This is a genomic window from Lactococcus cremoris subsp. cremoris KW2 (assembly GCF_000468955.1).
GTDB lineage: Bacteria > Bacillota > Bacilli > Lactobacillales > Streptococcaceae > Lactococcus > Lactococcus cremoris.
Window position 1 is genome coordinate 1,492,798 of record NC_022369.1, and the last position, 23,404, is coordinate 1,516,201.

The following is a 23,404-nucleotide window of genomic DNA, read 5'->3' on the forward strand; positions in this document are numbered from 1 at the left end:
CCGCTAGTATCTTTTTTAGCTATTTATTTCATATTTTATCTACCCGAAAACTAGCCTCACTCTTCAAAAATTCTTATTTAGAAAATATTTTCTTAAAAAAATTAGGCGCTTTAGATTCTTTTGTTGCTTCAATAATATCTGTTGCCATAAGTTCTGGTGCTATGTGATATCGATTGTAAAGTTCATTTTTGGGAACAGCATCAATAAACTCAGTATCTGCACCATATACAAGTGTTTTTATCCCTTTGCTTGCCAAATAAGTAGCCACTTTTTGACCAAATCCCCCATCTTTAGTGCCATCTTCAATCGTAACAAAAAGTCCATGAGTTTCAGCTAATTTATCTAAAGCATTTACATCCAAAAGGTTTACAAAGAATGGATTTACAACCGTTGGATTAAATCCTGATTTTTCAAGTTCTTTTGCGACATTTTCAGCTTTTTCAAGCATTGCACCAAGACCCAAGAGTACAACTTTTTCGCCAGACTTAACGACTTCATAATGAGGTTTGCTAAAATCAGTAATTTTTGTTGGACGATTTTCCAAAGTATGCTCTGGCAAGTGTATAAATACTGGATGTTCATGTTGATTATATGCCCAATTAAGCATTGCAAAAAGGTCTTCCTCGCTTGTTGCCGCAAGGTCAATTACATTGGGAATATTTGATGTTTGACTATAAACAAAACTACCTTGGTGAGTATCATTTGTCCCGCCAATTTGGCTGTTACTGATAATAACAATTGCTGGTTCTTTATTCAGTGCCAAGTCATGATTAAGTTGGTCATAAGCACGTTGTAAGAAAGTTGCATTTTGGAAAATTATAGCTCGAGTTCCTGCTGCCGCGATTGCTCCACCAAGTGTCACTGTATATTGTTCGGCAATTCCTCCGTCAACATAATTTTTGGGATGATTCTTAGCAAATTGAGACAGGCCAAAGAACATTGGAATTGCGGCATTAATGGCGATAAGATTGTCACCTTTGGCTAACTTTTCTTCCATAAAGTCAAGAAATACATTATTATAGCTGCGAACGGTATTTGTTGAGCTATTGACTGGTTGACCTGTAGCAATATCAAAAGGTGCAAAGACTTGGTGCATTCCTTCTTTATTTTCAACTGCTGGTTTATAACCATGTCCTTTTTCTGTGTGAATATGAAGAACAATTGGACGATTAATGTCTTTTACTGATTCAAAAAGGGCAATCAAACTTTGGATATCATTTCCCTCCTCAAGGTATCGGTAATCAAGCCCAAATGATTTAAAAAGGTTATTTGCTGAAGTTCCTTTACTTGCTCGAAGATCTGCAAGATGTTGATAGATTCCTCCATGATTTTCGGTGATGGCCATTTCATTATCATTTACAATAATAATAAGATTCCCATTAAGTGTACCTGCACCATCAAGTCCCTCAAATGCAAGTCCTCCTGATAGCGCTCCATCACCAATGATGGCTACAATATTTTCATTTTTTCCTTGCATATCTCGAGCTAAGGCATATCCCATAGCTGTTGCAATAGATGTTGATGTGTGACCTACTCGTATAAAGTCATGTTCATTTTCTTCAGGGTCTGTATAGCCTGTTGTTCCAGAAAACTTGTCATTGTCAGTAAAAAATTCTTTGCGCCCCGTTAAAACTTTATGCGGATAGCTTTGATGACTAACGTCCCAAATTAATTTATCAACAGGTGAATTAAAGACTTTATGTAAAGCAACAGTCATTTCTACCACACCAAGATTTGGTCCGAGATGACCTCCTGGATATTGACTCACACGATTAAGAATTGCATCGCGCACATTTATAGCGAGCTCTTCTAGTTCTAGAGGTGTAAGATTTTTGATGTCTTTGGGTTCATTTACTTTGTCTAATACTGTCATAATTTTTTCTTCCTAGTTCTATTTAGATTATAAAGGTGCGAGTAAAATTTAATAAGGTTATTTTTTAATAAGTTAATATAACATTATCGTTTACGTTTGTAAACGATAAAGAAATTATACTTTTTTATATTTTACTTGTCAAGAAATCTGTAATATTTTTTAAAGAAAGTCTATAATTTTTTTTGAGAAACACATTTGTGCTGAAATAAAAAAAGACTAATCATTAAGTTAGTCTTTTTTTATTTCTTATAAGTTATTATCTATTTTTTCTAAAAGCCTTAAGAATTCAGCTTGTTCTTTCTCAGTCAAAGCACCAATCAATTTACTTTCAGAGGCTTCAAATATTTGATTAATTTGATTAATAATTTTAAGTCCTTTGGGTAAAATATAGATATTTTTTTGACGTTCATTATCTTTAGGAATTCGTCGTTCGATATATCCTTTTTTTTCCAAGCCTTGGAGCATACTTGTAATACTTGCTCCTCGTCTATTGAATACCTCTGCTAAATCTTTTTGAATTAAGCCCTTATCTTGGTTCTCTGCAATATAAGCGATGACCCTAGCTTGTTGATGATTAACTTCTAAATCTTTCATCATTTGACTAGAAGCCATCATTGATTTTTGTGAGATAGAACGAATTAAATTGGAATAAATTGTATTGGCCATTCTGGTCTCCTTTTTTATTTACTAGTTCTTAACTCTTAGTATAATGGTCTTTTATCTAATTGTCAATTCAAAACAATTAGAATTCTAATAGTTAGTTCTTGACTTTTCCTTTTTTTTGCTTTATGATGAACACTGTTAGTTAGAGTTCTAACTATTAATTTTAAAAGGAGAATCAAATGTCTGAAAATTTAACAAGAGAATGGATTAATTTCTCAGACCAAATGCCTTTTGATAAAAATTATCTATCAAAAAGTTTTAATATCCCTGAAGAATTTTTATCCTATGCAACAGATAAAGATGAAAGTGCTCGAATCGAAATGGATGATGAAACTAAGAGTTTGCTCATTATTTTTGATATTCCTTTTGAGGACCAAACGGACGTTGCCTACTACTCTTCTGGTCCCATGAGTTTTATCGTAACCAAAGAGGTGATTATCACAAATGTAGCAGACAAAAAGATGGAAAATATTCTAAAGAATTCAAAACTGGTGAATCATTTAAATCCAAAATATAAAACTTCTTTTGTCCTTCATTTCATGTTAGCTATTGCCAAGCTTTATGTCGATAGAATTAGAATCCTTAATCGTAAACGAATATTGATTGAACAAGCACTTGGTAAGACACCCAAAAATGAAGACCTGATTAATTTAATGAAAATTGAACGAAGTCTTATTTATTTCATTATGTCCTTAAAATCAAACTCATTGGTAATAAATAAAATTAAAAGTGGTAAATATTTAAAACTTTATGATGAAGAAAAGGAACTTCTTGATGATTTAATGATTGAAGTTGACCAAGCTTTTGACATGTCTAACATTTCAAATAAGATATTGAATGAGATGACCGATTCTTATGACTCTATCATCAATAATAACACGAATAGCGTCATGAAGTTTTTGACATCCTATTCTATTATTTTAACCATCCCTACCATCATTTTTAGTTTTTATGGCATGAATGTTCCTCTACCATTAACAAATTTACCAAAAGTCTCTTGGGAAATCATTTGTTTGCTAGCCCTTCTCTTATCAGTCTTACTGACCCTCTTTTTTGTTAAAAAAGATTATTTCTCTAAAAGATAGTTTTATGTTGACAAAATAAAAAATAAGTATTAATATATATAAACAGTTAGATATCTAACTTTTAGCTATCTATCATTTGTTTCAGGAAGAAGAAAAAAATGAGTAAAAAATCCAACTCTTATTATCTCAAGGAAGCTCCCATCAGAAAAGCAATTGCTCACTTATCAATTCCCATGATGATTGGAATTTCCGCAACAACAATCTATAACTTAATCAATGCCTACTTTATCGGCCTTGTCCATGACACCAATATGATGTCAACAATTACTCTAGGTTTAACAATAACCATTGTTTTTATGGCCATCGGAAACCTTTTTGGCGTCGGTGGTGGAACCTTCATTACTCGCTTGCTAGGTTCTGGCGATAAAGAAAAAGGAAAGAAAATCGCTGGTTACTCTTTTTATATGAGTCTAATCATCGGTTTGCTTATTGGTCTTGTTTCACTTTTCTTTTTAAGCCCAATCGCTCATCTACTGGGGGCAGACGCTGCAACTCTTACCTATACTAAAGAATACGCCGCAGTCTTATTTGGTGGTGGCTTTAGTATGATTTTAAACTATGGACTGGAACAATTAGTTCGGGCTGAAGGTGCCTCAAAAGAATCAATGTACGGTATGTTCGTTGGAGTAGCGACTAGTATTGTCTTAGATGCACTCTTTATCTTAGTTTTAAATCTTCATGTCATTGGTGCTGGACTTTCAATGGTAATCGCAAATCTAGCCTCTACTGCTTATTATGTCTGGTTTTTAGAAAATAAAAGTGAATCTCTCAAAGGATTTTTGAAACATTTTAAAATCAGCTTAAAAGACCAATTTGAAATCTATAAAATTGGGATTGCGGAAGTTTTTAAATCAGCCTTTATGATTGTCACAACCCTCCTATTAAACCACTTCTCCGTTGAATATGGAGACAATGTTCTTGCTAGTTTTGGTATCGCCCTTAGAATTACTCAACTGCCTGAATTTTTGACCATGGGACTCTTTTTAGGGGCCATTCCTCTCTTTGCCTATAGTTTTGCTTCTAAAAACACCCAACGCTTAAAAGAAGCTCTCAAAGAATTATCTATTTGGATTGGTGGAATTTCTATCCTCTTTGCACTCATTGTCTATCTATTTAGAGTTCCGGTCATGCAGCTCTTTACCGATGATAGTGCGGTAATAAAAGTTGGATTAATCGTGCTCGCCGCACAACTTGTATCGTCCGTCTTTAATGGTTTCTCTGGTTTATTTACTGGTATTTTTGAAGCCTCTGGTCTAGGTGCCCAAACCGGCATAATGGCTACCATCCAAGGAATTCTTTATATTCCAATCGTCATTATCCTACATCAGTTCTATGGTTTAACTGGACTGATTTGGTCAATGACCCTAACAGAAGGAATTGCCTTTGTAGCTGGTCTCATCATGCTTATTCCTTATCTATTAAAATTAAACAATGGTAAACTAATGGAGAATCAACCTGAATTAGTCGTTGCTGAATAAGATATAAAAAACGAGGAACTTTATAGAACCTCGTTTTTTTATCTTAAATCACCCCACTATTAATTAAATCAGAATGATTTCTTCCCAAATAAGTTTCTTTTATTTCTCCAAAATGAAGCACAATTTTTTGCAAAACCACATCTGGACTTTTAGCATAAAATAGCAGACGATGTTTACCTTGCTCCAACTTGGCAACAGATAAACTCCTGATGATTCGGTCAGCTTGCCAATTTCCCAATTCTCCCTTATAATTTCCATTAAAATTGATTTCTACTTCTATCCCATCATCAATTTGATAACCATAAATTAGCCCACAATTATTCCAATTTAAACTTGGCGAGAGAAAAACTTCAACTTGAAATTCTCCCGAAGATGATGCCTCAAAATCATAGCAAACAAAATTTTGTTTACTTGGAATAATATTATTTGGAAGAGGGGTAATTGCTGATCGAGTTTTTCCCATATCAACTATCTCCGTCCAGACAACTTCTCCTTGAGATTTTTCGTTAAAGTCAGCTGCTTCAATCACAACTGATTGGTCAATTTCTTTTGAAAGATATTCTTCTGATTTAAGACAACGAATCTCTGGCATGATTTGGTACTCTGGTTCTTGCCAGTCATGGTAACCAATATGAGTTTGACTCATCATATGTTCCCATTTCCCATTATTTAAAGAATGATAGTGTGAAGTTAATTCAGCATCACGTTTAAAACACCACTCCACTTTATCTGCTGCTTGATTCACTATTTTGGTATCGTTAGACTTCCAGTTTATGGCTTGAGCATAATACATTTCATAAAGATTGGCAGTTGCAACAAGTGGAAAATAGATTAATTGTTCATAGACTTGCCGATATTCCTCTGGCATCAATACATAAAGCTGACCAGCTTGATTTGATAAATCCCGATAGTTTGCAAGAACTCGCTCAAACTCATAGTCAATTTCTAAACTAAATGTATCTTTCTCGAGTAATTCAGGGCTTATTGTCATATTTAATTTGCTATAAGCGGCAAGAAGTTTACTTGCATCATTGATATAATTTCCTCCAAGTTGTTTTTCTACCCAGTTTTTAGTGTAGCCTTCCATTTCCTCAAGTGATTGCTCAGGATTCCACGCCAAGTCCATAAAATAAGAAAGAGGATATTCTTGCCCTTTCAAATCTCCAACATTCACTACCCAAAGTTTTCTAACTCCATAGTTATAAGCTAAAGTCATTTGTTCCCATGTTCTTTGAATTTGAGAAACATTAATCCATTTACTATTTCGTGGTCCACCAACATAATCATAATGATAATAAATTCCAAAGCCACCTTTTCTATCTCGATTTTCTAAACTTGGAAGTTTCCGAAGATTACCCCAATTATCATCACATAAAAGTAAGGTCACATCATCAGGCACGCGCATCCCTTTATCATAATAATCTTGCACTTCCTTATAAAGCGCCCAAATCTGTGGTGTCTCTCTGGCAGATTGTCCTGTCACTTCGGAAATAATTTTCCTTTGCTTATTGATAATTTGCTCTAAAAGAGCAATATTTTCTCCCTCTCCCATTGCTTCGTCCCCATTACCACGCATTCCAAGAGTAAAAATATCTTCAGTCTGATAAGAACGCTCAATTCCTTGTCGAAAATATTTATCTAATCCCTCCTGATTACTCTCGTAATCCCATTCTCCATCACCATATTGTTCATGATTACGAATCCATTCTTGGTGATTACGGCCCATTGGTTCATGGTGTGATGTTCCAATAACGACTCCCATCTTTTGGGCTAATTTAGAATTCTCTGGGTCATCAGCATAAAAGGTTGAACCCCACATGGCAGGCCAAATGAAATTTCCTTTTAAACGAAGTAGCAAATCAAATAATTTTTCATAATAAAGGTGATTAAAAGGATTCATTTTTTCGCCTTTTTCATTCATTAAATGTCCAAAATGCTTAGTCGCTCAATTTCCTGCAGCTGGCCACTCATCATTGATAAAAAAACCACGCATTTCTACTTTTGGGCCATCAATCAAAAAGAAAGGCTCATTTAGGTAAAGCTCCGCTTGCTTTTTAATTGGCACATCCATCCAGTAATGCCACGGTGAAACACCAATCTGACTTAAAAATTCATAAATCGCATAAATCGTTCCTCTTCTATCATTACCAATCAATTGAAGTTGCCCTTCAAAAACGGTGATAATATATTGTTCTTTTTTATTTAGAGCCTCTCTTAAGATCTCATAATTTTTTTGCGATTTTGCTAATGAAGTATCGATTGTTGCAACAATAATCTTAGAATTTTTGCTCTCAGTTGCAAGAATTGCTTCTTCGCCTAAAACATTCGTTAAATCATTTTTTAGATTTATTAAAGCATACTTAGTTATTGCTTCATCATCTTTTTTATCATAAGTAATCTTTACAACTCCGCTAATAAGCATTGAAGTTTTTGTTTGACTAACAATTTGGCTTTTCATAGATAATAATTTCTCCTATTTTTTATACTTCTGTACTACTTTTACCTTCCTGCGTATAATTTTTCCAGACCCAATCTAGCATTTTAGTTGATTCGTAGCAGATAAGATAAAGATAAGTGCTGCTTAAGACGAAAATCAAAAAACCACTCACAAAAAACATGATTCCTAATAATCCTAGGCTTAATATAATAACTTTAATGATCGAACTTGGAAAAGCCATTGTCCAAACCAGACTGATTTTAAACATATCTCGTATTCTAAATCTGAACTTAATATTAATCAATCCAACAAAAACTGTGAAGACTAATAAAACAAGGAGTAATAAGATAAAGAACCACGAAAATATCGGAGTCGAAGATTTTTGCATCGAGGCAATATCAATCAGAATGATTGAAGCAGCTAGAATCACTGGAATTCCAATTTTTAGAGCATCTAAAAATAATTTTCTATATTGTTTCCAAAAATATATCCCTAAATGCTTTACATCTTCACTTTCTAAAACATAAAGAGTCGCCGAGCTTAAAGCCGCTAATGCCGGAGCCATTAGAAAAAATAAAGGAGTCATGAAAATAAAATTTCCAATCTCATATTTAACAAACAAAAATGAGAGAGGAATTGGAAAAATAGAAATTATAAACATTAATTGTAAAAATATGATATGCCCAATTTGTCCAGCTAGCTTATAATAAACCGATTCGGTAACATCTTTTTTAGGATTCATCTTACTTTCCTTTATATACAGAATATTTTTTAAGACAGTCTTTAATCAAGAATTATTAAAGACTGTCCTAAAAAATTAAGCCATTGAAGTTTCCTTCTGGCTTAATTGTCTAATGATACTTATTTTGCCGCCTTATAGGCTTTATTAACCATATCAATAAGTTTTGCCGAATTCTTAGCTTGTACGTCTTTCACGTAAGAACTCCATTGGGACATTGGACGTTGCCCACTTACAAAAGCTTGTGTTTGAGCGGTAACGAAGTCTTTCAAAGGCGTATCAAGTAAAGAAAATTGTTCAAGGTCTGTTGAACTCATTGGATAAACAGGTGCAGTTGCAACAATTTTTGCATTCTTATCCATTGCTTGTGAAAATTCTTTAGTTACATCATTATATTGAGAGTAAATCAAAGCTTTTGAACCAGAGCCAACAGCATAGAAGACACCATTACGGAAACCAAAATCTTTTTGCAGGTCTTTTGTACCACTTGGGTTCAAGCCTAAGGTATTAACATCTTTTGCCAAAGTGTAAGTGTCTCCAGATTTAGTATAAGTTGTACCTTCAACTCCCCAGCGCGCAAAGGTTTGTCCAGAGTCTGAATAAAGTAACCAGTCAATAAATTGGAGGGTGGCAAGGAAGTGGTCGCTATCTTTCAATTTAGAAGATAACATCATACCAGCAACGGCTGCAATCCGGTTATCTTGAACCATCAAACCATTTTGTCCAGCAGGAACTGTCATCATTGCTACTTTTTCATCTGGGTGTTTTGCTTGTAGGTTCTTTTGTAAAGTTGTAAATTCAGAACCATTTGTACCAATGACGAAGGATTGCCCATTGATGAATTTTGCTGTTGCTGTATCATCTGTTTGGGTTAATGATTCTTTATCTATCAAGCCCTTTTGGACTAAATTACTATAGTAACTTACAAATTTTTTATAATCTGGTGTTGTACCAGTAAAGACAAACTTGTCAGCTCCTTTGTCATAAGTGGCATTTGAATAACCCCAACCAGCACTAGTATTAAACTGCGGTGCAACAATATTTGGAATGGCATTAAACTGCCAACGGTCTGAATATGGTGTTACACTTGGATATTTTTCTTTGAGTGTTTCAAGCGCTTTAGTGAATTCATCCAAAGTTGTTGGGGCTTTGATACCAGCTTTTTCAAAAATGTCTGAACGATAGGCAAAAGTATAATCGTAAGTTGGAACTTCACCAATTTGAGGTAAGATATAAACTTTGCCATCTTTTTGCTTATGAGAATTAAATAGGTCTGTTAATTTCCACTCTTTTAGGCGTGCAGAAAGATTGGGCATATATTTTAGATAATCTGAAACAGGGAGAATTTGTCCACCTGCGACAAATTGTGTTTCTTCACCAGGGGCTACTGCTGTTACGATGTCTGGCGTTTGACCAGCTGCAATCAAAGTTGAGCGTTTTTGTGGATAATCAGATAAAGGAATGTCTGTTCTTTTAAAAGTAACGTTCTGATTTTTCTCTAGTTCAGACCACAACATCCAACTGTTTTTAACTGGATAATTAGGGGAATCACGATACATCATTGAAAGATTTAATGCCGAAGTTGCTTTAAAAGTTTCATCAGCTTTGAAATTTTTCATATAGCCTTTTTGGCTTGACATATTAATCACACCAGCTTTTGCATTTGATGTTGATTTGCTGTTCGATGAACAAGCGACCAACATCACTGAAGCGCCAATCACTGCCGCTCCAACCAATAAATTTTTCCAAGATTTCATTCTTGTGCTCCTTATGTATTTATATAATCTGAACTAAAACGTATCAGTTTTAATTCAAGAAACTGACTAACTTAACCCTTAACAGAACCAATCATGATTCCATTAACAAAGTATTTTTGACAAAATGGATAAACGATTAGTACAGGTAATACTGTTAAGACCATGGTTACTGCCTTAATGTTTGAACTCACCTGACTCTGTTCATCAGCACTTTGTGCCTCGGCACCCGTTGCTCCTTTGACTAGATTTCGTAGATATACTGAAACCGGAAAGAGATTCTTGTTATCCATGTAGAGGAAAGCTCCAAACCAAGCATTCCATGCTCCAACCGCATAGAATAAGACCATGGTTGCTAATATTGGTTTAGATAATGGCAAGATGATTCGCATCAAAATTTGAAATGGAGTTGCTCCATCAATAATCGCTGCTTCTTCTAATGCATCTGGCATGGATTCAAAGAAAGACTTCATAATCAACATATTGAAAATAGAAAGTGCTCCAGGTACTGTGACTGCCCACATCGTATTCATCCAACCTAATGATTTAATCAACAAGTAGTTTGGAATCAATCCTCCAGCAAAGAACATAGTGAAAACAGAAAGTCCAATGAAAAATTTACGCCCTGGAAGATATTTTTTTGAGGTGACATAAGCAAGTGTCGTCGTCAAAAATAAAGAAATTGCTGTTCCAACAACTGTATAAATAATGGTGTTTTTATAATTAATCCAGAAAATAGGGTCGCTCATAACGTATTTATAGGTTTCTAAATTAAAACCAACGGGTGTTAGAACAACATTTCCTGCTGTGATTGCATTTTCACTTGAAAATGACTGAACGACAACATTCCAAAAGGGATAGACTGTTGCAATGACAATCAAAATCAAAATAATTGCATTGATCACTTTGAAAATTTTATAACCGATACTATCTTTCATTTTATCCTCCTTACCATAATGAAGTCTTGGTAATCTTCGCAGAAATTCTGTTAGAACCCAGTACTAGAACTAAACCAATAATCGCTTCAAAAATACCAATCGCTGTCGCATAAGAAAAGTTTGACGAAAGTATCCCTACTCGATAGAGGTAAGTTGAAACAACATCTCCTGTTGAGTAAACCAACGGATTTTGAAGGAGGAGAACTTTTTCAAAACCAACTCCTAAAATAGAACCAACATTTAGAACGAGCATCGTGATAATTGTAGGTAAAATTCCGGGTAAGGTGACATGGAGCATTTGTTGCCAACGATTGGCTCCATCCATCTTAGCAGCTTCATAAAGCGTATCATCAATATTTGTCAATGCTGCCAAATACAGAATTGAACCCCAACCTAAGGTTTGCCATACTTGCGAAATGACATAAATCGGTTGGAACCATTTCGGGTCTTGCATAAAAAGAATACGAGTTCCACCAAAGAAATGAATGGCGTTATTAATAAAACCATTGCTTGAGGTAAAATCTAAAATCATTCCCGCAATAATGACAATTGATAAAAAATAGGGAAGATAAGAGGCTGTTTGAATGAATTTTTTAAAGATCCTGTTTTTAACTTCATTCAGTAAAAGAGCGAAGATAATAGGTAAGGGGAAGGTAAAAATCAATGTCCAAATCCCAATAGAAAGTGTGTTAAGAAAAACTTGCCAAAAGGTCGCATCTCCAATAAACATCTGGAAATACCGAAGTCCAACCCAATCCTGTCCAAAGACAGAACCTCCCGGTAAATAAGTTCTAAAAGCAATCACATTCCCAAGCATCGGAATATAGCGAAAAACTAAAAGATAGACTGTTGGGATAGCCACAATTAAATATAGCTGCCAATATTTTTTAATAGATTTCATATTAAAAATTTTCCTTCTAAGGAGATGAAGCATCTCTAGGTTAGTTCAAAACTTTCATTTTCTAAAGATAAATTATTTTTTCATCCCTATATTTATTACAAAACTAATATATTAGTATTTGCGTTAATAGAATTATAGCGCTTTCATTTTTACTTTTTTACCTAATATTATGATATTCATTAGGAAATGTTGTCTATGTTACTTCTAATGTACTTACCTACCTCTTAATATCTTGCATGTTCTTGATAGCAAAAAACGCCAGTTTAAACTAACGCTTCTTATTTTTAATAACAAAAAAACTGATAACAATAAGTTGCTATCAGTTTTTTTATTCTATTGCCACTCAACAGTTGCTGGTGGTTTGCTCGTAATATCGTAGACGATGCGATTGACGTGGTCAACCTCATTGACGATACGTTTTGAGATTTTTTGGAGAAGATCCCAAGGAAGTTGGGCAAAGTCAGCTGTCATTCCATCAATTGAAGTGATGGCACGGATGGCTAATGTATAGTCATATGTCCGTTGGTCTCCCATGACACCGACTGATTTCACGTCTGTATTTACTGTGAAATATTGCCAAACATCACGTTCAAGTCCTGAAGCAGCAATTTCTTCGCGAAGAATTGCATCTGATTCACGAACAGTTTCTAGTTTTTCTTCTGTTAAATCACCAAGGACACGAATGGCAAGTCCTGGACCTGGGAAAGGTTGACGCCAAACGATTTCATCAGGCATTCCAAGTTGTGTTCCAAGCGCACGAACTTCATCTTTGAAAAGTGTGTTCAATGGTTCAATCAATTGGAATTGCATGTCTTCTGGAAGTCCACCAACATTATGGTGTGACTTAATTGTTTGAGCTGTATCTGTTCCTGATTCGATGACATCGGTGTAAAGTGTTCCTTGAGCCAGGAAGTCAACACCTTCTAATTTGTTTGCTTCATCATCAAAAACATAAACAAATTCGTTACCGATAATTTTGCGTTTTGTTTCTGGGTCTGAAAGGCCAACAAGTTTGTCCATGAAACGTTTTTGAGCATCTACTTTGATGATATTAAGACCAAATTTTCCGCCCAATGTTTCCATGACTTGGTCAGCTTCGCCTTTACGAAGGAAACCGTGGTCAACAAAGATTGATGTCAATTGGTCACCAATGGCACGTTGTAAAAGAACACCCACAACTGATGAATCTACACCGCCTGAAAGTCCAAGGAGTACTTTTTTGTCGCCAACTTTTTCACGAATATCTTTGATTTGCATATCAATGAAGTTTTCCATTGACCAGTTCCCTTTGGCTCCACAGATGTTAAGCGCAAAGTTTCTGAGCATTTCTGTTCCGTGAACTGAATGACGAACTTCTGGGTGAAATTGGATGCCGTACAAGTTGCGTTCTGTATTTTCAACAGCAGCAAATGGACTGTTTGGTGAAGTTCCGACAACGTGGAAACCTTCAGGAATAGCTGTTACACGGTCACCATGGCTCATCAAAACATCTTGAACTTCTGGAGTTCCTGCAAACAATGCTGATTTTTCAGTGAGTTGAAGTGGTGCAACGCCGTATTCGCGTTCGCCTGCTGCTTCTACCATACCGCCAAGTTTGTAGCTCATCAATTGCATGCCGTAGCAAATACCAAGAACTGGCAAACCAAGTTCGAAGATTTCAGGGTCAATATCGAATGAACCTTCATCATAAACTGAATTTGGACCGCCTGAAAGAATAATACCGATTGGATTAATCTCACGAATTTCTTTGGCTGTGACTTTGTGACTCATGAGTTCTGAGAAAACACCGATTTCTCGGATACGACGCGCAATAAGTTGATTGTATTGTGAACCATAGTCGAGTACAATGATTTTTTCAAGTGTAGTGTCGGACAAGGGACCCTCCTCTTATAAGGTGCAAAAGTCCGAATTCCTATTGGAAAGTTCGAACTTTTGTTCAAATATTTTATTAGACTTATTCTAACATATTTTCTTCTATTTTGCAGAGATATTTATGAATAAATAAAATAATTTTTGGGAAAATCGTATGATAGTGATTACATTTATTTTTTACTGACGAAAATGAAAAACTACTGACAGAGCTGTCAGTAATTTTTTTCATCTAATTCTTTTGCCAAAGCAAAATTGCCTACTGTCGCTGAACCATTATTAGCAACTGACGGAGTCATAATATAATCTGTCAGTAAATAGGGAACATGGACATAACCGGCCATTAGTTTTGTGAATTCTTTGCGCACCCGCTCAATCATGTGCGTTTGAGTCATGACACCACCCCCAAAAACAATTTTCTCAGGCGCAAGTGCTAAGGTTGTATTAACAGCGATTTGGGCAATGTAGAAAGCTTGAATCTCCCAAACTTTGCTGTCAGTTGGAATATCTTCTCCACGAATACCTAAACGGGCTTCAAGTGATGGGCCAGCTGCAACTCCTTCTAGACAATCGCCGTGAAATGGACAAACTCCTGCAAACTCGAGGTCATCTGGATGACGTTTCACATACTGATGACCCATTTCTGCATGAGAAAATCCACCAATAAATTTCCCATCTTGCACAGCTCCTCCGCCAATTCCTGTTCCGATTGTGAAGTAAACCAATGATTTTCCGCCAGTCACAATCATTTCACCGTAAGCTGAACTATTAACGTCAGTAGTGAAAACCATGGGAATATCAAGTGCGGCTTTGAGTTTTCCTAAGAGGTCAACATTAGCCCAACCAGCTTTTGGCGTGGTTGTTATATAGCCATAGGTCGGGCTTTCGGGTTTGATATCAATCGGTCCAAAAGAACCAACTGACAAAGAACTGACAGGATTTTCTTTGAAAAATTCAATTGTTTTAGAAATTGTTTCTTCAGGTGTCGTTGTTGGAATTTGGTTTGTTTTTAAAATGTTAAAATGCTCATCGCCAATCGCAAGAACAAATTTTGTTCCGCCTGCTTCAATTGAGCCATAATGTTTTGTCATAATATTTTCCTATATTTTGGTTACTTTTTAGATTTTATTTCCTATATTTTAGTGAAAGACTTTCTGTCAGTGATTATTTATTATAAGTTTGTGAAAAATCTACTGCTGCACCAATTAAATTGGCAGAGTTTCTAAATTCACAGGTTACAATTTCTGGCATAAAAGTGGCGACTTCAATAATTTCCATAATTTTTTTCAATTGTTTTTGAAGTTCTGGAATTAGCCATTCTGCTTGGGATACCCCTCCCCCGATAATAACTCGTTCAGGGTCAAAAGAATAGGTCAGGTTGAAGATTCCTTTGGCGACATTGTATAGAAAAATATCTTTTTCTTCATTCGCAATTTTATCGCCATTAAAGGCTTTTTCAAAGATTTCAATAGCATCAAGCTCTTCTCCTGTGCGTTTATTATAGCGCTCAGCCATCCGTATGGTTGTTCCTAAATCTGAAAACGAATGTTCATCATCCATGAGCATAAAACCAAATTCACCACCAAAGAGATGTTTCCCATGATGAACCTTCCCGTTCATTACAACAGAGCCTCCAACGCCCGTACCAAGAACAAGTAAAAGGACATCTGAAAGACCTTTTGCCGCGCCAAATTTCACCTCAGCGAGGGCCGCGCAATTGGCATCATTTTCAATCGATACGGGTAGACCAAAGCGTTTTTCAAGTTCAGCATGAATTTCAAAATCATGAATATAAGGTAGAGCACTTGCTCCTTCAATCACGCCAGAAGCCTTGTTAACTGCTCCAGGAGAGCTAATTGCTACTCCACAAACATCAGAATTTTCTTTAAATTGCTCAACTACTGCCGTTAGAGACTGATAAAACTGTTCTAAATTATCAGGAGTACCAAAAGCACCTTCTTCTCCTAATTTTCCGTCAGCAAATCTTGCATATTTAATGCTGGTTCCACCAATATCGATTGTTAATAATGACATTTTTTTCCTCCTAAAGTTCTTCTATGAATTTTTGCCTCTACTTAATTTTTTAAAACTTCATCATACTTTTCTAAAATCGAATTGGGAACTTGTAAAAGTGATGAATCAGTTAAATTTTTATACCAATAAGCAGATTTTTTTAAAGTTTTGACTTGAGTATGAACATTTAAGCTAATCAAGCCATAGCGGTTTTTATAAGAATTTCGCCAACTCCAACAGTCAATTGGTGTCCACACATGATATCCAAAACAATTTGAACCTTCTTGAATTGCCTTATGTAGCCAATAAAGATGTTCTGTCGTAAAAGTAATTCGATAATCATCTTGAATTTGACCCTCTTCATTTTTAAAACGTTCTTCATTTTCCACGCCCATCCCATTTTCAGAAATAAACCAAGGAATATTTCCATAATCTTCTTGGATTCGCTTGGCAATTTCATAAATGGTTTGAGGATGAATTTCCCATCCCCTGTCAGCATTCATGCGCACCCCTCGTTTATTGTAAGTGGCATAATATTTATCTGGACGCCAATCTTGTGCTAGACTATCACTGGAATATTCAGGTCCTTGCAGACGACTTGGATGATAATAATTGACTCCTAATAGGTCAATTTTATTTTCTTTTATACATTTTATATCTGCTGATTCTGCTGACCATAAAACATTTTCTTCTGACAGAATTTTGACTAATTCCTCAGGAAATTCTCCTGTTACTGACGCATCTAAAAAGAGTCGATTCTGCCAGAGGTCCGCCATTTCTGCTGCTTTTAAATCTTCTATTTTTTCAGTGGCTGGATAAGCAGGAGTTAGATTTAAAATAATCCCAATTCGTCCTTCAGGATTTTGATTGATTTTTCGGTATTGCTCTATTGCAAGAGCTGAAGCCAGTTGCAAATGATAAGCTACCTGAACAGCCTTTTCCCCATCCACAATATCAGGATAATGAAAACCTAAGAGATAACCACATTCAACGACGACCATTGGCTCATTAAAAGTAAACCAATCAACCACTCGGTCACTAAATTCCGCAAAGCATTTTGCAGCAAAGCCAACATATAAATCAACGACATGACGACTTTCCCAACCTCCATAACGATGTAATAATTCGACAGGTAAGTCAAAATGATTCAAATTTATCATCGGACGAATGCCTTGAGCTATAAATTCATTGATCACAGCATTGTAAAAATCGACTGCTTTCTCATTTAAGGCATTTTTTTCTAAGTCATCAATCAAGCGAGACCACTGGATACTTGTTCTTATAGACTTTAGACCAGCAGCTTTCATTAATTTTATATCTTCACGAAAGTCATTAAAAAAATTACTGGCAGTGTCTGGACCTATTGCTCCCCAGAAGCGCTCTTGATAATGGTCAAAATCATAATCAAAAACATTGTCATGCTGTTTTTTAAATCGTCCCTCAGTTTGAGGGCCACTTGTCGCAGCTCCCCAAAGGAAATTTTCTTGGAATTTCAATTCCATTGTTAATCGTCCTCTCAAATATTTCTTAATTTTTATTCTGCTAATTGTTCTTCTATTTTCAAGCGCCAATCTTTTGTGACACTTAAAGAATAAACTTGTAGTAGGCCGATTAATCCAAATAAAATTAAGCCTTTAAAACGCCAAGTTAAAACACAAATTACCACTATTCCAAATAAGAGTTTTAGGTAGGTTTTAAAACTAATAAAATTAGAAATAAAACTCATTTTTAATAAATTGCCAAAACTGATATCAAACTGACTATCAAAAATCATTGAATATTCAAAAGCGGTCATCAGATAAGTTATGCCAAAAAATAATATAAAGTCAATCACTATAAACATCAATCCTTGAATTTGAACGGAAAGATAAAGATTATAGGCTAATAGCAAACTCAATGCTGTATAAAACCAGAAGATTAAATTTGCCCGTAAAAAATCTCGCTTAAAGATCTGATAAGCCTGTTTAACTGAGATTGACTTATATTCAAAGCCATGCTCTAAATAGAGCTCTGTTACTACTTTAAAGGCTGGACCAATCCCTAGGACAAGGAGTCCTGAAAGAGCTAAGAGCCAAAATATCAAGGTCAATTTGACAACGACCCAAATTCGAATGAAGAATTCTTCTAGTGCTTTTCCAATCATTTTTCTATAACTTTCTAACTTTTATTACTTCATTATAACACTTTTCCAATGAAATGTTAGGGTTTTCATGATAGCCTTTTCATTATTTATCTAATTGCATTTTTAGCTATTTTTTAATCCTAAAACTTGTATTTCATAAAGACGAACAGCGCTATCTGCTCCTTGTGTTGGTTTAATGGCTGTGATTCTAACATAGCGGGCTTCTGTTTGTTTGAAAGAATCTTTTGTTTCGCCAAGTTTATTTTTCTTCACATTGACTACTTCTGTCCAATTCTGATTATCATTTGAAAGCTCAATGGTGTAATCAGAAGTATTCATATCTGGCGATTCTCCCCCTTTTTGGGCATGGTCAATCAGGACTTGATTGATTTTTTCAGATTTTCCAAGATCAATCGTAATATTATGTTTACTTGGACCGACGGCACACCACTTGGTATCTAATTTTCCATCTACCGCCTTGGGACCTGATTCAGATTCATTCGTAAAGCTGTCTACTTTTACTGATTGATTCAAAGCAAAATTAGTCAATTCTACTGGCTGATCGAGTACGGTAATCAGGGCGGTTTGGCTTATTGTATTTTCTTGTCCTTTTTCATTAATCGCGGTCAATTTGACTGAGTAAGTTCATGCTTTAGCAAAACTTACTTGAGGATTTTTTTCAGTTGAAGTAGCTGGACTTGCCCCTTCAATTTCCCATTTGTACTTAGTCGTAGCCAGATTAGACTGATTAAGTAATGTCACTTGTTCACCCACTTTTACAACTGTTTTATCTGCCACAAAAGCTGCTTTTGGTAGTGAATTATCTGGCCACTTAATAGAAGTAGTCACTGAATGACCAGCCTCTCCAGATTTGTTAATTGAGACAATTTCAAATTTTGTCGAATTGATGTTTTTCCCCCGTTTTAAAGCATTCACAAAGAAAGCATTAATATTACTTGCTCCTAAAAATTCCTTACTTCCATCATCATTTAATTGATAAATCTCATATCCATAAAGATTATTTTTATTTGCATCTGATTGCCAAGAAAGTCTAAAACCACCTACAGTTCCTTCTTCTTCAAAAGCTTCATCGGTTACTTTCGCATCAGAGAGCGAAATTTGTTTCACTTTTTGACCATTAGTTAAGGTCATTTCGCCCAAATTAATGGCCTTGAAATCCATTGATTTTTCAGCGGTCAGTTTTAAAGCAATTTTCTCAATCTTTTGGTCTTCATATTTTTTAATATCAAAATTCACTTCTGACCATTTATCAGTCAGCTCCTTATCACCTGCAATGCTCACTTTTTTCCCATTTGCTAGTTCTAAGATTGTCGATACTTTTACAGCTTGGTCTGAACGCATATTGACGGAAAATTTTGCTCCTTTAGCGATATGTAAATCGCTAGCAAACAGGGTCACTGTTGAAGCTTTTCCAGCAGCTAAGTGTTCAGCCATAAATTTAAGTGAATTGCCCCCATTATAAGCATTTGCAAAATCAAAGCTTGGAGTGATTTTATTATCTCCCTCATTATCAATCGTCCAACGATAAGAAGGTAAAATTCCTGCTAAGCTTCGATCGTTCCAGTCCATTTCGGAAATTTTTTGACCATCTTTAAAATAGTTATAACCATTTCCGAGGTTAAAATTCGTTTTGAATTCATCACCGTTTATTGCTGATTTTTCCAGTACATATTTGGAAAGCCCTGTCCACGATTCGTTGACGGAGGTATCAACTTGACGAGGGTCTGCTTTTTGATTCACCCAGAAGGCTGACTCTCGATTTTGAAAATCATCCCAACTGCTTGCGTTAGTATAGGTCGCACTCGCTGCATATAGACCAATTGACGTTTGGGTTTCCTGACTTCCTTTTTCTAAAAGGTTCCATTTAACTGGCGTTTGAACATCTTTTGCTTGCACATCTATTCCGGCATAAATATTATATGGGTCAATATTGTGACTTTTAGCATAGAGATTTGATTTTTCAAGTAGCTTTTGGTCAGCCAAATTATTTTCAGTCCACCAGAAATTTAAAAACATTGCATCTGCTGCTTTATCCTGAACAAAAGTTGCATTTTGGTCATTCAATTGATTTTGCCAATCAACTTTACCGTCTTTAGTCATGGCATCATACCACATAATTTGCAGGTTTGGGTCTGCTTTTTTAACTTGTTGAATCAAGGCTTTCATATTAGCCGCATCTTCAGCATTTAATCCTTGAGTCTCTTCATTGATAAACCAACCTTCAAAACCATAAGTTTTCGCAATGTTTACCATCTGCTTGGCAAATGGATATTGACCATTTGCATCTTTTTTGAGCATTGTTTTGACCCAATCCACTTTTCCACCGTATTCTTTAGGTGGCAGGAAAATTGTTCCAAGAACTGGGACGCCATTTCTATGTGCTTCGTCAATAACATCCGCTGATGGTGTCACAATAATACCTTCTCCAGCAGAACCGCCCCAGTAAACCAAGGTATCAATATATTGCCAATAATCAAATGTATAAGAGTCAAATTTTGTTGAGCCACGTGAAGGATTTCCTGAAGTTTGCGAGTTCATCATTGACAAAGCGACAATTTTTGTTTTCTTATTTTGATTTTGATTAGAGGGACTTAATTTTTCAGAGGAAATTCGCTTAGCCAGCGGAACAGTGGATTTATTGTAAAGTAAATCTTTATCATTTTCTGCTGACCATGCTAAAAATTTATCCGGCATCCAATAGGAAGAAATTGGGGCATTTTTACTCTGGAAATCGGGTATAGCCTCGGCCGTGACTTTATAATTTGCTTTGACATGAGTTGCTGAACCACCGCTACAAGCTGATAGAAGGGTGATAGAAGCTAGAAGCCCTGTGGAAAGGCACAATTTAATAAAAGTTTTTCTCGACATTTTCATGGAATCCTCCAATAAAATTTATTAATCAACATTTTCAATTTCCAGAGCAAAAGCTTGCCAAGGTTTAATTTCTAAGTCTGTCAGTAAATTTGGAAAATTGTCATTACTGATAATCTCATTTTTTTTGACATAAGAACTTTGAAAATGCTGTGGTGATTTTGATAAATTTGCCAGAACAAGAAAACTTCTTGTCCCTGTTTTTCTTAAGTAAGCAAAGATTTTGTCAGTAGTTTCAATTAATTCAAAGTCTGCTTCTACTAACCAATCTTCTTTGTGACGAAGTTCAATTAACTTTTGATAAGTGTAAAAAATAGAGTCAGAATCACTGACAGCTTGATCAGCATTGATTTCTGCGGCATTGGGATTAACAGTCAGCCAAGGTTTACCATTTGTAAAACCAGCCTTTTGCTCACTTGTCCATTGCATGGGCGTCCTCGCATTGTCCCGACTCATTTCTCGTAAAATTTTTATGATTTCTGCTTCTGTTTTTCCTTCATTTTTCTTGTCAGTAAAATATTCATGGGATTCAAGGTCGTTAATTTCTGACAGGTTTTCAAATGGAAAATTGGTCATGCCTAACTCTTCTCCTTGATAAATAAATGGTGTCCCACGCATCAAATGAAAAAGAATTGCAAAGGCTTTGGCTGATTTTTCTCTATTTTCTCCTTCATCTCCCCAAAATGATACAATTCGTGGTAAATCATGATTTCCTAAAAAGAGAGAGTTCCAAGCCTCATTCGGATTCAGTTTTTGCCAAGCCGCCATCGCTTCTTTAAATTTTGAAACGTTCAAAGGTAATTTTTCCCACTTATTGCCATTTCCTGCCGAAGTCAATAAATGCCAAAATCCAAATACCATTGAAAGTTCCTGACGATTAGGACTACTGTATAATTTTGCTAATTCTGGTGAACTTGACCAAGCTTCGCCAACGGTCAAACAATCTTTAGCTCCAAAAGTTGCTAAATTCATCTCTTTTAAATACTCATGAAGTTTAGGACCATTAACCGTAATTCCCTGATCTGGTTGTTTCCCAATCAGATCAATCACATCTAATCTAAAACCGCTTATTCCCTTATCCAACCAAAAATTCATCATCTTATAAATTTCTTTGCGAAGCTCCTCATTTTCCCAATTTAAATCTGGTTGTTGAGGGCTAAAAAGATGAAAATAATATTGCTGAGTGCTTGAATCATAGGTCCAATTTCTGCGCTCACCCACAGGCTGATCACGCCATATATAAAAATCTCTTTTGGAATTATCTTTGGATTTTCTGGCTTCTTTAAACCACAAATGCTGGTTAGAAGTATGATTCACCACCAAATCCATGATAAGTCGAATCCCAATATTTTTAGCTTTTTCTAAAAGTTCATCAAAATCACTCATTTTTCCAAATAATGGGTCTATTTTATAGTAATCACTGATATCATAGCCATTATCGACCATAGGAGATTGGTAGAGCGGCGAAAGCCAAATGGCATCTATTCCTAGCTTTTTAAGATAATCTAGTTGCTCAGTAATTCCATTGATATCGCCCACCCCGTCATCATTTGAATCTTTGAAAGAGCGAGGGTAAACTTGATAAATGACAGCCTTTTTCCACCAATTTTTCATTATTTTTCTCCATAAATTTTCGTAAATATTGGAAGTATTTTTGTGAGTTCATCTAATATTTCACTGACAGACTTAGCATTAGGCTCATCTGCCCAAATTGAAAAGTAAGTTCCTCTGACAGACTTCATTTCGTTTTTATTTAACCATTGCTGACCAGAAAATTTTTGAATATTTCCCTCATTTTCTAGTTTTTTTGCAGTTGGATAAGAATATCCTGCTTGTTCTCCCAAAACGTAATAAAGGTCATTGTCACAAAAATTAATCAGGGAGTATCCCGCAGATAGCCATTCTTTGATATCAGCCATTCCCTTTTCCCAGTTTGTCCAATAACAAACTTCAACTTCTTTGGTCAATGGAATTAAACTTTGCTTATCTTTTCGCAAAAAACCATCATTCCAAATACGGACTCTTTTTCCTTTTTGATCTAAATGTCTTGCCAACCGGTTAATATATTCATAATAATACTCTAAACCTCTTGCCTCAGAACCATATTTTTGACGCGCTTTTTCAAGCAAATAAGGATAGTTTTCAATCTGACGGAAATCAATAAATTCATCGCCACCAATATGAAAAATCTTTGAATCTGGAAAAAAATCAATTATCTCATCAATAATTTTCAAAAGCCAATCAATAGCTGCTTGATTAGTGACATCAACGGCTTGTTGATTAGTGTCAGGTAAAGCAAATTCCGGTTTTGATTTTAGTAAATGGCTCATGTGACCTGGGCTATCAAAATCAGGAATTAGTGTAATTTCATGCTGCTTTGCAAAAGCTCTAAGCTCCTTTATTTCACTGTATGAATAGCTTTTACTGACCAAACTGTCAGTAAAATTTAAAGCAAAACCTTCATTTTCATTCAGATGAAGTTGTAAATGAGTCAATTTGTGTTCTTGGAGTAAAAGTATTAAGTTTTTTAATTCTTTTAATGACCAATACTTCCGTCCAAGATCTACTAATAGTCCTTTTTCCATAATAATTTCAAATAAAATAAGACCTCCAAACTAGTTTCAAAATGAATTTAGAAAG

General features: G+C 35.3%; 19 protein-coding genes. 2 read left to right on the top strand and 17 right to left on the bottom strand.

Annotated features, from left to right (window positions below; genetic code table 11):
• Positions 1-73: 73 nt before the first annotated feature.
• Positions 74-1,873 carry a 1-deoxy-D-xylulose-5-phosphate synthase gene (locus KW2_RS07095; protein WP_021037451.1) on the bottom strand — a complete coding sequence of 600 codons (1,800 nt, stop codon included), beginning with the start codon at positions 1,871-1,873 and terminating at the stop codon, positions 74-76.
• 246 nt (positions 1,874-2,119) lie between these two features.
• On the bottom strand, positions 2,120-2,539 hold the full coding sequence (locus KW2_RS07100) for a MarR family winged helix-turn-helix transcriptional regulator (RefSeq protein WP_021037452.1): 420 nt from the start codon (positions 2,537-2,539) through the stop codon (positions 2,120-2,122).
• A gap of 176 nt (positions 2,540-2,715) precedes the next feature.
• Here KW2_RS07100 and KW2_RS07105 point away from each other — a divergent pair, with 176 nt between their 5' ends.
• Both KW2_RS07105 and KW2_RS07110 read left to right on the top strand, forming a co-directional pair.
• A complete protein-coding gene (locus KW2_RS07105; RefSeq protein WP_021037453.1) occupies positions 2,716-3,621 on the top strand; it encodes a magnesium transporter CorA family protein in 906 nt (301 codons plus the stop codon).
• 98 nt (positions 3,622-3,719) lie between these two features.
• Positions 3,720-5,099 carry an MATE family efflux transporter gene (locus KW2_RS07110; protein WP_021037454.1) on the top strand — a complete coding sequence of 460 codons (1,380 nt, stop codon included), beginning with the start codon at positions 3,720-3,722 and terminating at the stop codon, positions 5,097-5,099.
• A gap of 43 nt (positions 5,100-5,142) precedes the next feature.
• On the opposite strand, the gene KW2_RS07115 is transcribed toward KW2_RS07110, so the two are convergent.
• The 15 genes from KW2_RS07115 to KW2_RS07175 form a co-directional block, all read right to left on the bottom strand.
• A complete protein-coding gene (locus tag KW2_RS07115) occupies positions 5,143-6,999 on the bottom strand; it encodes a glycosyl hydrolase 115 family protein (protein ID WP_244878731.1) in 1,857 nt (618 codons plus the stop codon).
• Positions 7,000-7,044: 45 nt separating this feature from the next.
• Complete coding sequence (locus KW2_RS12270) at positions 7,045-7,557, bottom strand: alpha-glucuronidase family glycosyl hydrolase (protein WP_021037456.1); 513 nt, start codon at positions 7,555-7,557, stop codon at positions 7,045-7,047.
• 22 nt (positions 7,558-7,579) lie between these two features.
• Positions 7,580-8,278 (bottom strand): DUF624 domain-containing protein, encoded by a 699-nt coding sequence (locus tag KW2_RS07120; protein WP_021037457.1) that lies wholly within the window; start codon positions 8,276-8,278, stop codon positions 7,580-7,582.
• A gap of 119 nt (positions 8,279-8,397) precedes the next feature.
• Positions 8,398-10,032 carry an ABC transporter substrate-binding protein gene (locus KW2_RS07125; protein ID WP_021037458.1) on the bottom strand — a complete coding sequence of 545 codons (1,635 nt, stop codon included), beginning with the start codon at positions 10,030-10,032 and terminating at the stop codon, positions 8,398-8,400.
• Between the two features lie 71 nt (positions 10,033-10,103).
• Positions 10,104-10,967 carry a carbohydrate ABC transporter permease gene (locus KW2_RS07130; protein WP_011834941.1) on the bottom strand — a complete coding sequence of 288 codons (864 nt, stop codon included), beginning with the start codon at positions 10,965-10,967 and terminating at the stop codon, positions 10,104-10,106.
• A 10-nt stretch (positions 10,968-10,977) separates the two neighbouring features.
• The gene (locus KW2_RS07135; RefSeq protein WP_021037459.1) at positions 10,978-11,868 is read right to left on the bottom strand and encodes an ABC transporter permease; all 891 of its coding nucleotides are present in this window, start codon (positions 11,866-11,868) and stop codon (positions 10,978-10,980) included.
• Between the two features lie 333 nt (positions 11,869-12,201).
• Positions 12,202-13,743 carry a glutamine-hydrolyzing GMP synthase gene (guaA, locus tag KW2_RS07140; RefSeq protein ID WP_011834939.1) on the bottom strand — a complete coding sequence of 514 codons (1,542 nt, stop codon included), beginning with the start codon at positions 13,741-13,743 and terminating at the stop codon, positions 12,202-12,204.
• A gap of 209 nt (positions 13,744-13,952) precedes the next feature.
• Positions 13,953-14,828 (bottom strand): fructokinase ScrK, encoded by an 876-nt coding sequence (gene scrK / locus KW2_RS07145; RefSeq protein ID WP_021037460.1) that lies wholly within the window; start codon positions 14,826-14,828, stop codon positions 13,953-13,955.
• A 73-nt stretch (positions 14,829-14,901) separates the two neighbouring features.
• On the bottom strand, positions 14,902-15,771 hold the full coding sequence (locus KW2_RS07150) for an ROK family protein (protein WP_011676447.1): 870 nt from the start codon (positions 15,769-15,771) through the stop codon (positions 14,902-14,904).
• Between the two features lie 41 nt (positions 15,772-15,812).
• Positions 15,813-17,252, bottom strand: a complete 1,440-nt coding sequence (locus KW2_RS07155) for a glycoside hydrolase family 1 protein (RefSeq protein ID WP_021037461.1) — start codon at positions 17,250-17,252, stop codon at positions 15,813-15,815.
• Between the two features lie 32 nt (positions 17,253-17,284).
• Positions 17,285-17,893, bottom strand: coding sequence for a YesL family protein (locus KW2_RS07160; protein ID WP_021037462.1), 609 nt, complete (start codon positions 17,891-17,893; stop codon positions 17,285-17,287).
• Between the two features lie 102 nt (positions 17,894-17,995).
• Entirely contained in the window at positions 17,996-18,502 is a 507-nt protein-coding gene (locus KW2_RS12275; protein WP_021037463.1) for a discoidin domain-containing protein, read from the bottom strand.
• 15 nt (positions 18,503-18,517) lie between these two features.
• Positions 18,518-20,767, bottom strand: a complete 2,250-nt coding sequence (locus KW2_RS07165; RefSeq protein ID WP_021037464.1) for an endo-beta-N-acetylglucosaminidase — start codon at positions 20,765-20,767, stop codon at positions 18,518-18,520.
• Positions 20,768-20,788: 21 nt separating this feature from the next.
• A complete protein-coding gene (locus KW2_RS07170) occupies positions 20,789-22,381 on the bottom strand; it encodes a glycoside hydrolase family 13 protein (protein WP_041168645.1) in 1,593 nt (530 codons plus the stop codon).
• The gene (locus KW2_RS07175; protein WP_021037466.1) at positions 22,378-23,349 is read right to left on the bottom strand and encodes a family 20 glycosylhydrolase; all 972 of its coding nucleotides are present in this window, start codon (positions 23,347-23,349) and stop codon (positions 22,378-22,380) included. Before KW2_RS07175 ends, KW2_RS07170 begins: the two co-directional genes overlap by 4 nt.
• Between the last annotated feature and the right edge of the window lie 55 nt (positions 23,350-23,404).

Excerpts from the sequence above, each read along its gene's own strand:
- KW2_RS07125 (WP_021037458.1), bottom strand. The coding sequence starts at position 10,032 with ATGAAATCTTGGAAAAATTTATTGGTTGGAGCGGCAGTGATTGGCGCT.
- KW2_RS07110 (WP_021037454.1), top strand. The coding sequence starts at position 3,720 with ATGAGTAAAAAATCCAACTCTTATTATCTCAAGGAAGCTCCCATCAGA.
- KW2_RS07175 (WP_021037466.1), bottom strand. The coding sequence starts at position 23,349 with ATGGAAAAAGGACTATTAGTAGATCTTGGACGGAAGTATTGGTCATTA.
- scrK (WP_021037460.1), bottom strand. The coding sequence starts at position 14,828 with ATGACAAAACATTATGGCTCAATTGAAGCAGGCGGAACAAAATTTGTT.
- KW2_RS07115 (WP_244878731.1), bottom strand. The coding sequence starts at position 6,999 with ATGAATCCTTTTAATCACCTTTATTATGAAAAATTATTTGATTTGCTA.
- KW2_RS07160 (WP_021037462.1), bottom strand. The coding sequence starts at position 17,893 with ATGATTGGAAAAGCACTAGAAGAATTCTTCATTCGAATTTGGGTCGTT.
- KW2_RS07100 (WP_021037452.1), bottom strand. The coding sequence starts at position 2,539 with ATGGCCAATACAATTTATTCCAATTTAATTCGTTCTATCTCACAAAAA.
- KW2_RS07120 (WP_021037457.1), bottom strand. The coding sequence starts at position 8,278 with ATGAATCCTAAAAAAGATGTTACCGAATCGGTTTATTATAAGCTAGCT.
- KW2_RS07165 (WP_021037464.1), bottom strand. The coding sequence starts at position 20,767 with ATGAAAATGTCGAGAAAAACTTTTATTAAATTGTGCCTTTCCACAGGG.
- KW2_RS12270 (WP_021037456.1), bottom strand. The coding sequence starts at position 7,557 with ATGAAAAGCCAAATTGTTAGTCAAACAAAAACTTCAATGCTTATTAGC.
- KW2_RS07135 (WP_021037459.1), bottom strand. The coding sequence starts at position 11,868 with ATGAAATCTATTAAAAAATATTGGCAGCTATATTTAATTGTGGCTATC.
- KW2_RS07130 (WP_011834941.1), bottom strand. The coding sequence starts at position 10,967 with ATGAAAGATAGTATCGGTTATAAAATTTTCAAAGTGATCAATGCAATT.
- KW2_RS07150 (WP_011676447.1), bottom strand. The coding sequence starts at position 15,771 with ATGTCATTATTAACAATCGATATTGGTGGAACCAGCATTAAATATGCA.
- KW2_RS07095 (WP_021037451.1), bottom strand. The coding sequence starts at position 1,873 with ATGACAGTATTAGACAAAGTAAATGAACCCAAAGACATCAAAAATCTT.
- KW2_RS07105 (WP_021037453.1), top strand. The coding sequence starts at position 2,716 with ATGTCTGAAAATTTAACAAGAGAATGGATTAATTTCTCAGACCAAATG.
- KW2_RS07155 (WP_021037461.1), bottom strand. The coding sequence starts at position 17,252 with ATGGAATTGAAATTCCAAGAAAATTTCCTTTGGGGAGCTGCGACAAGT.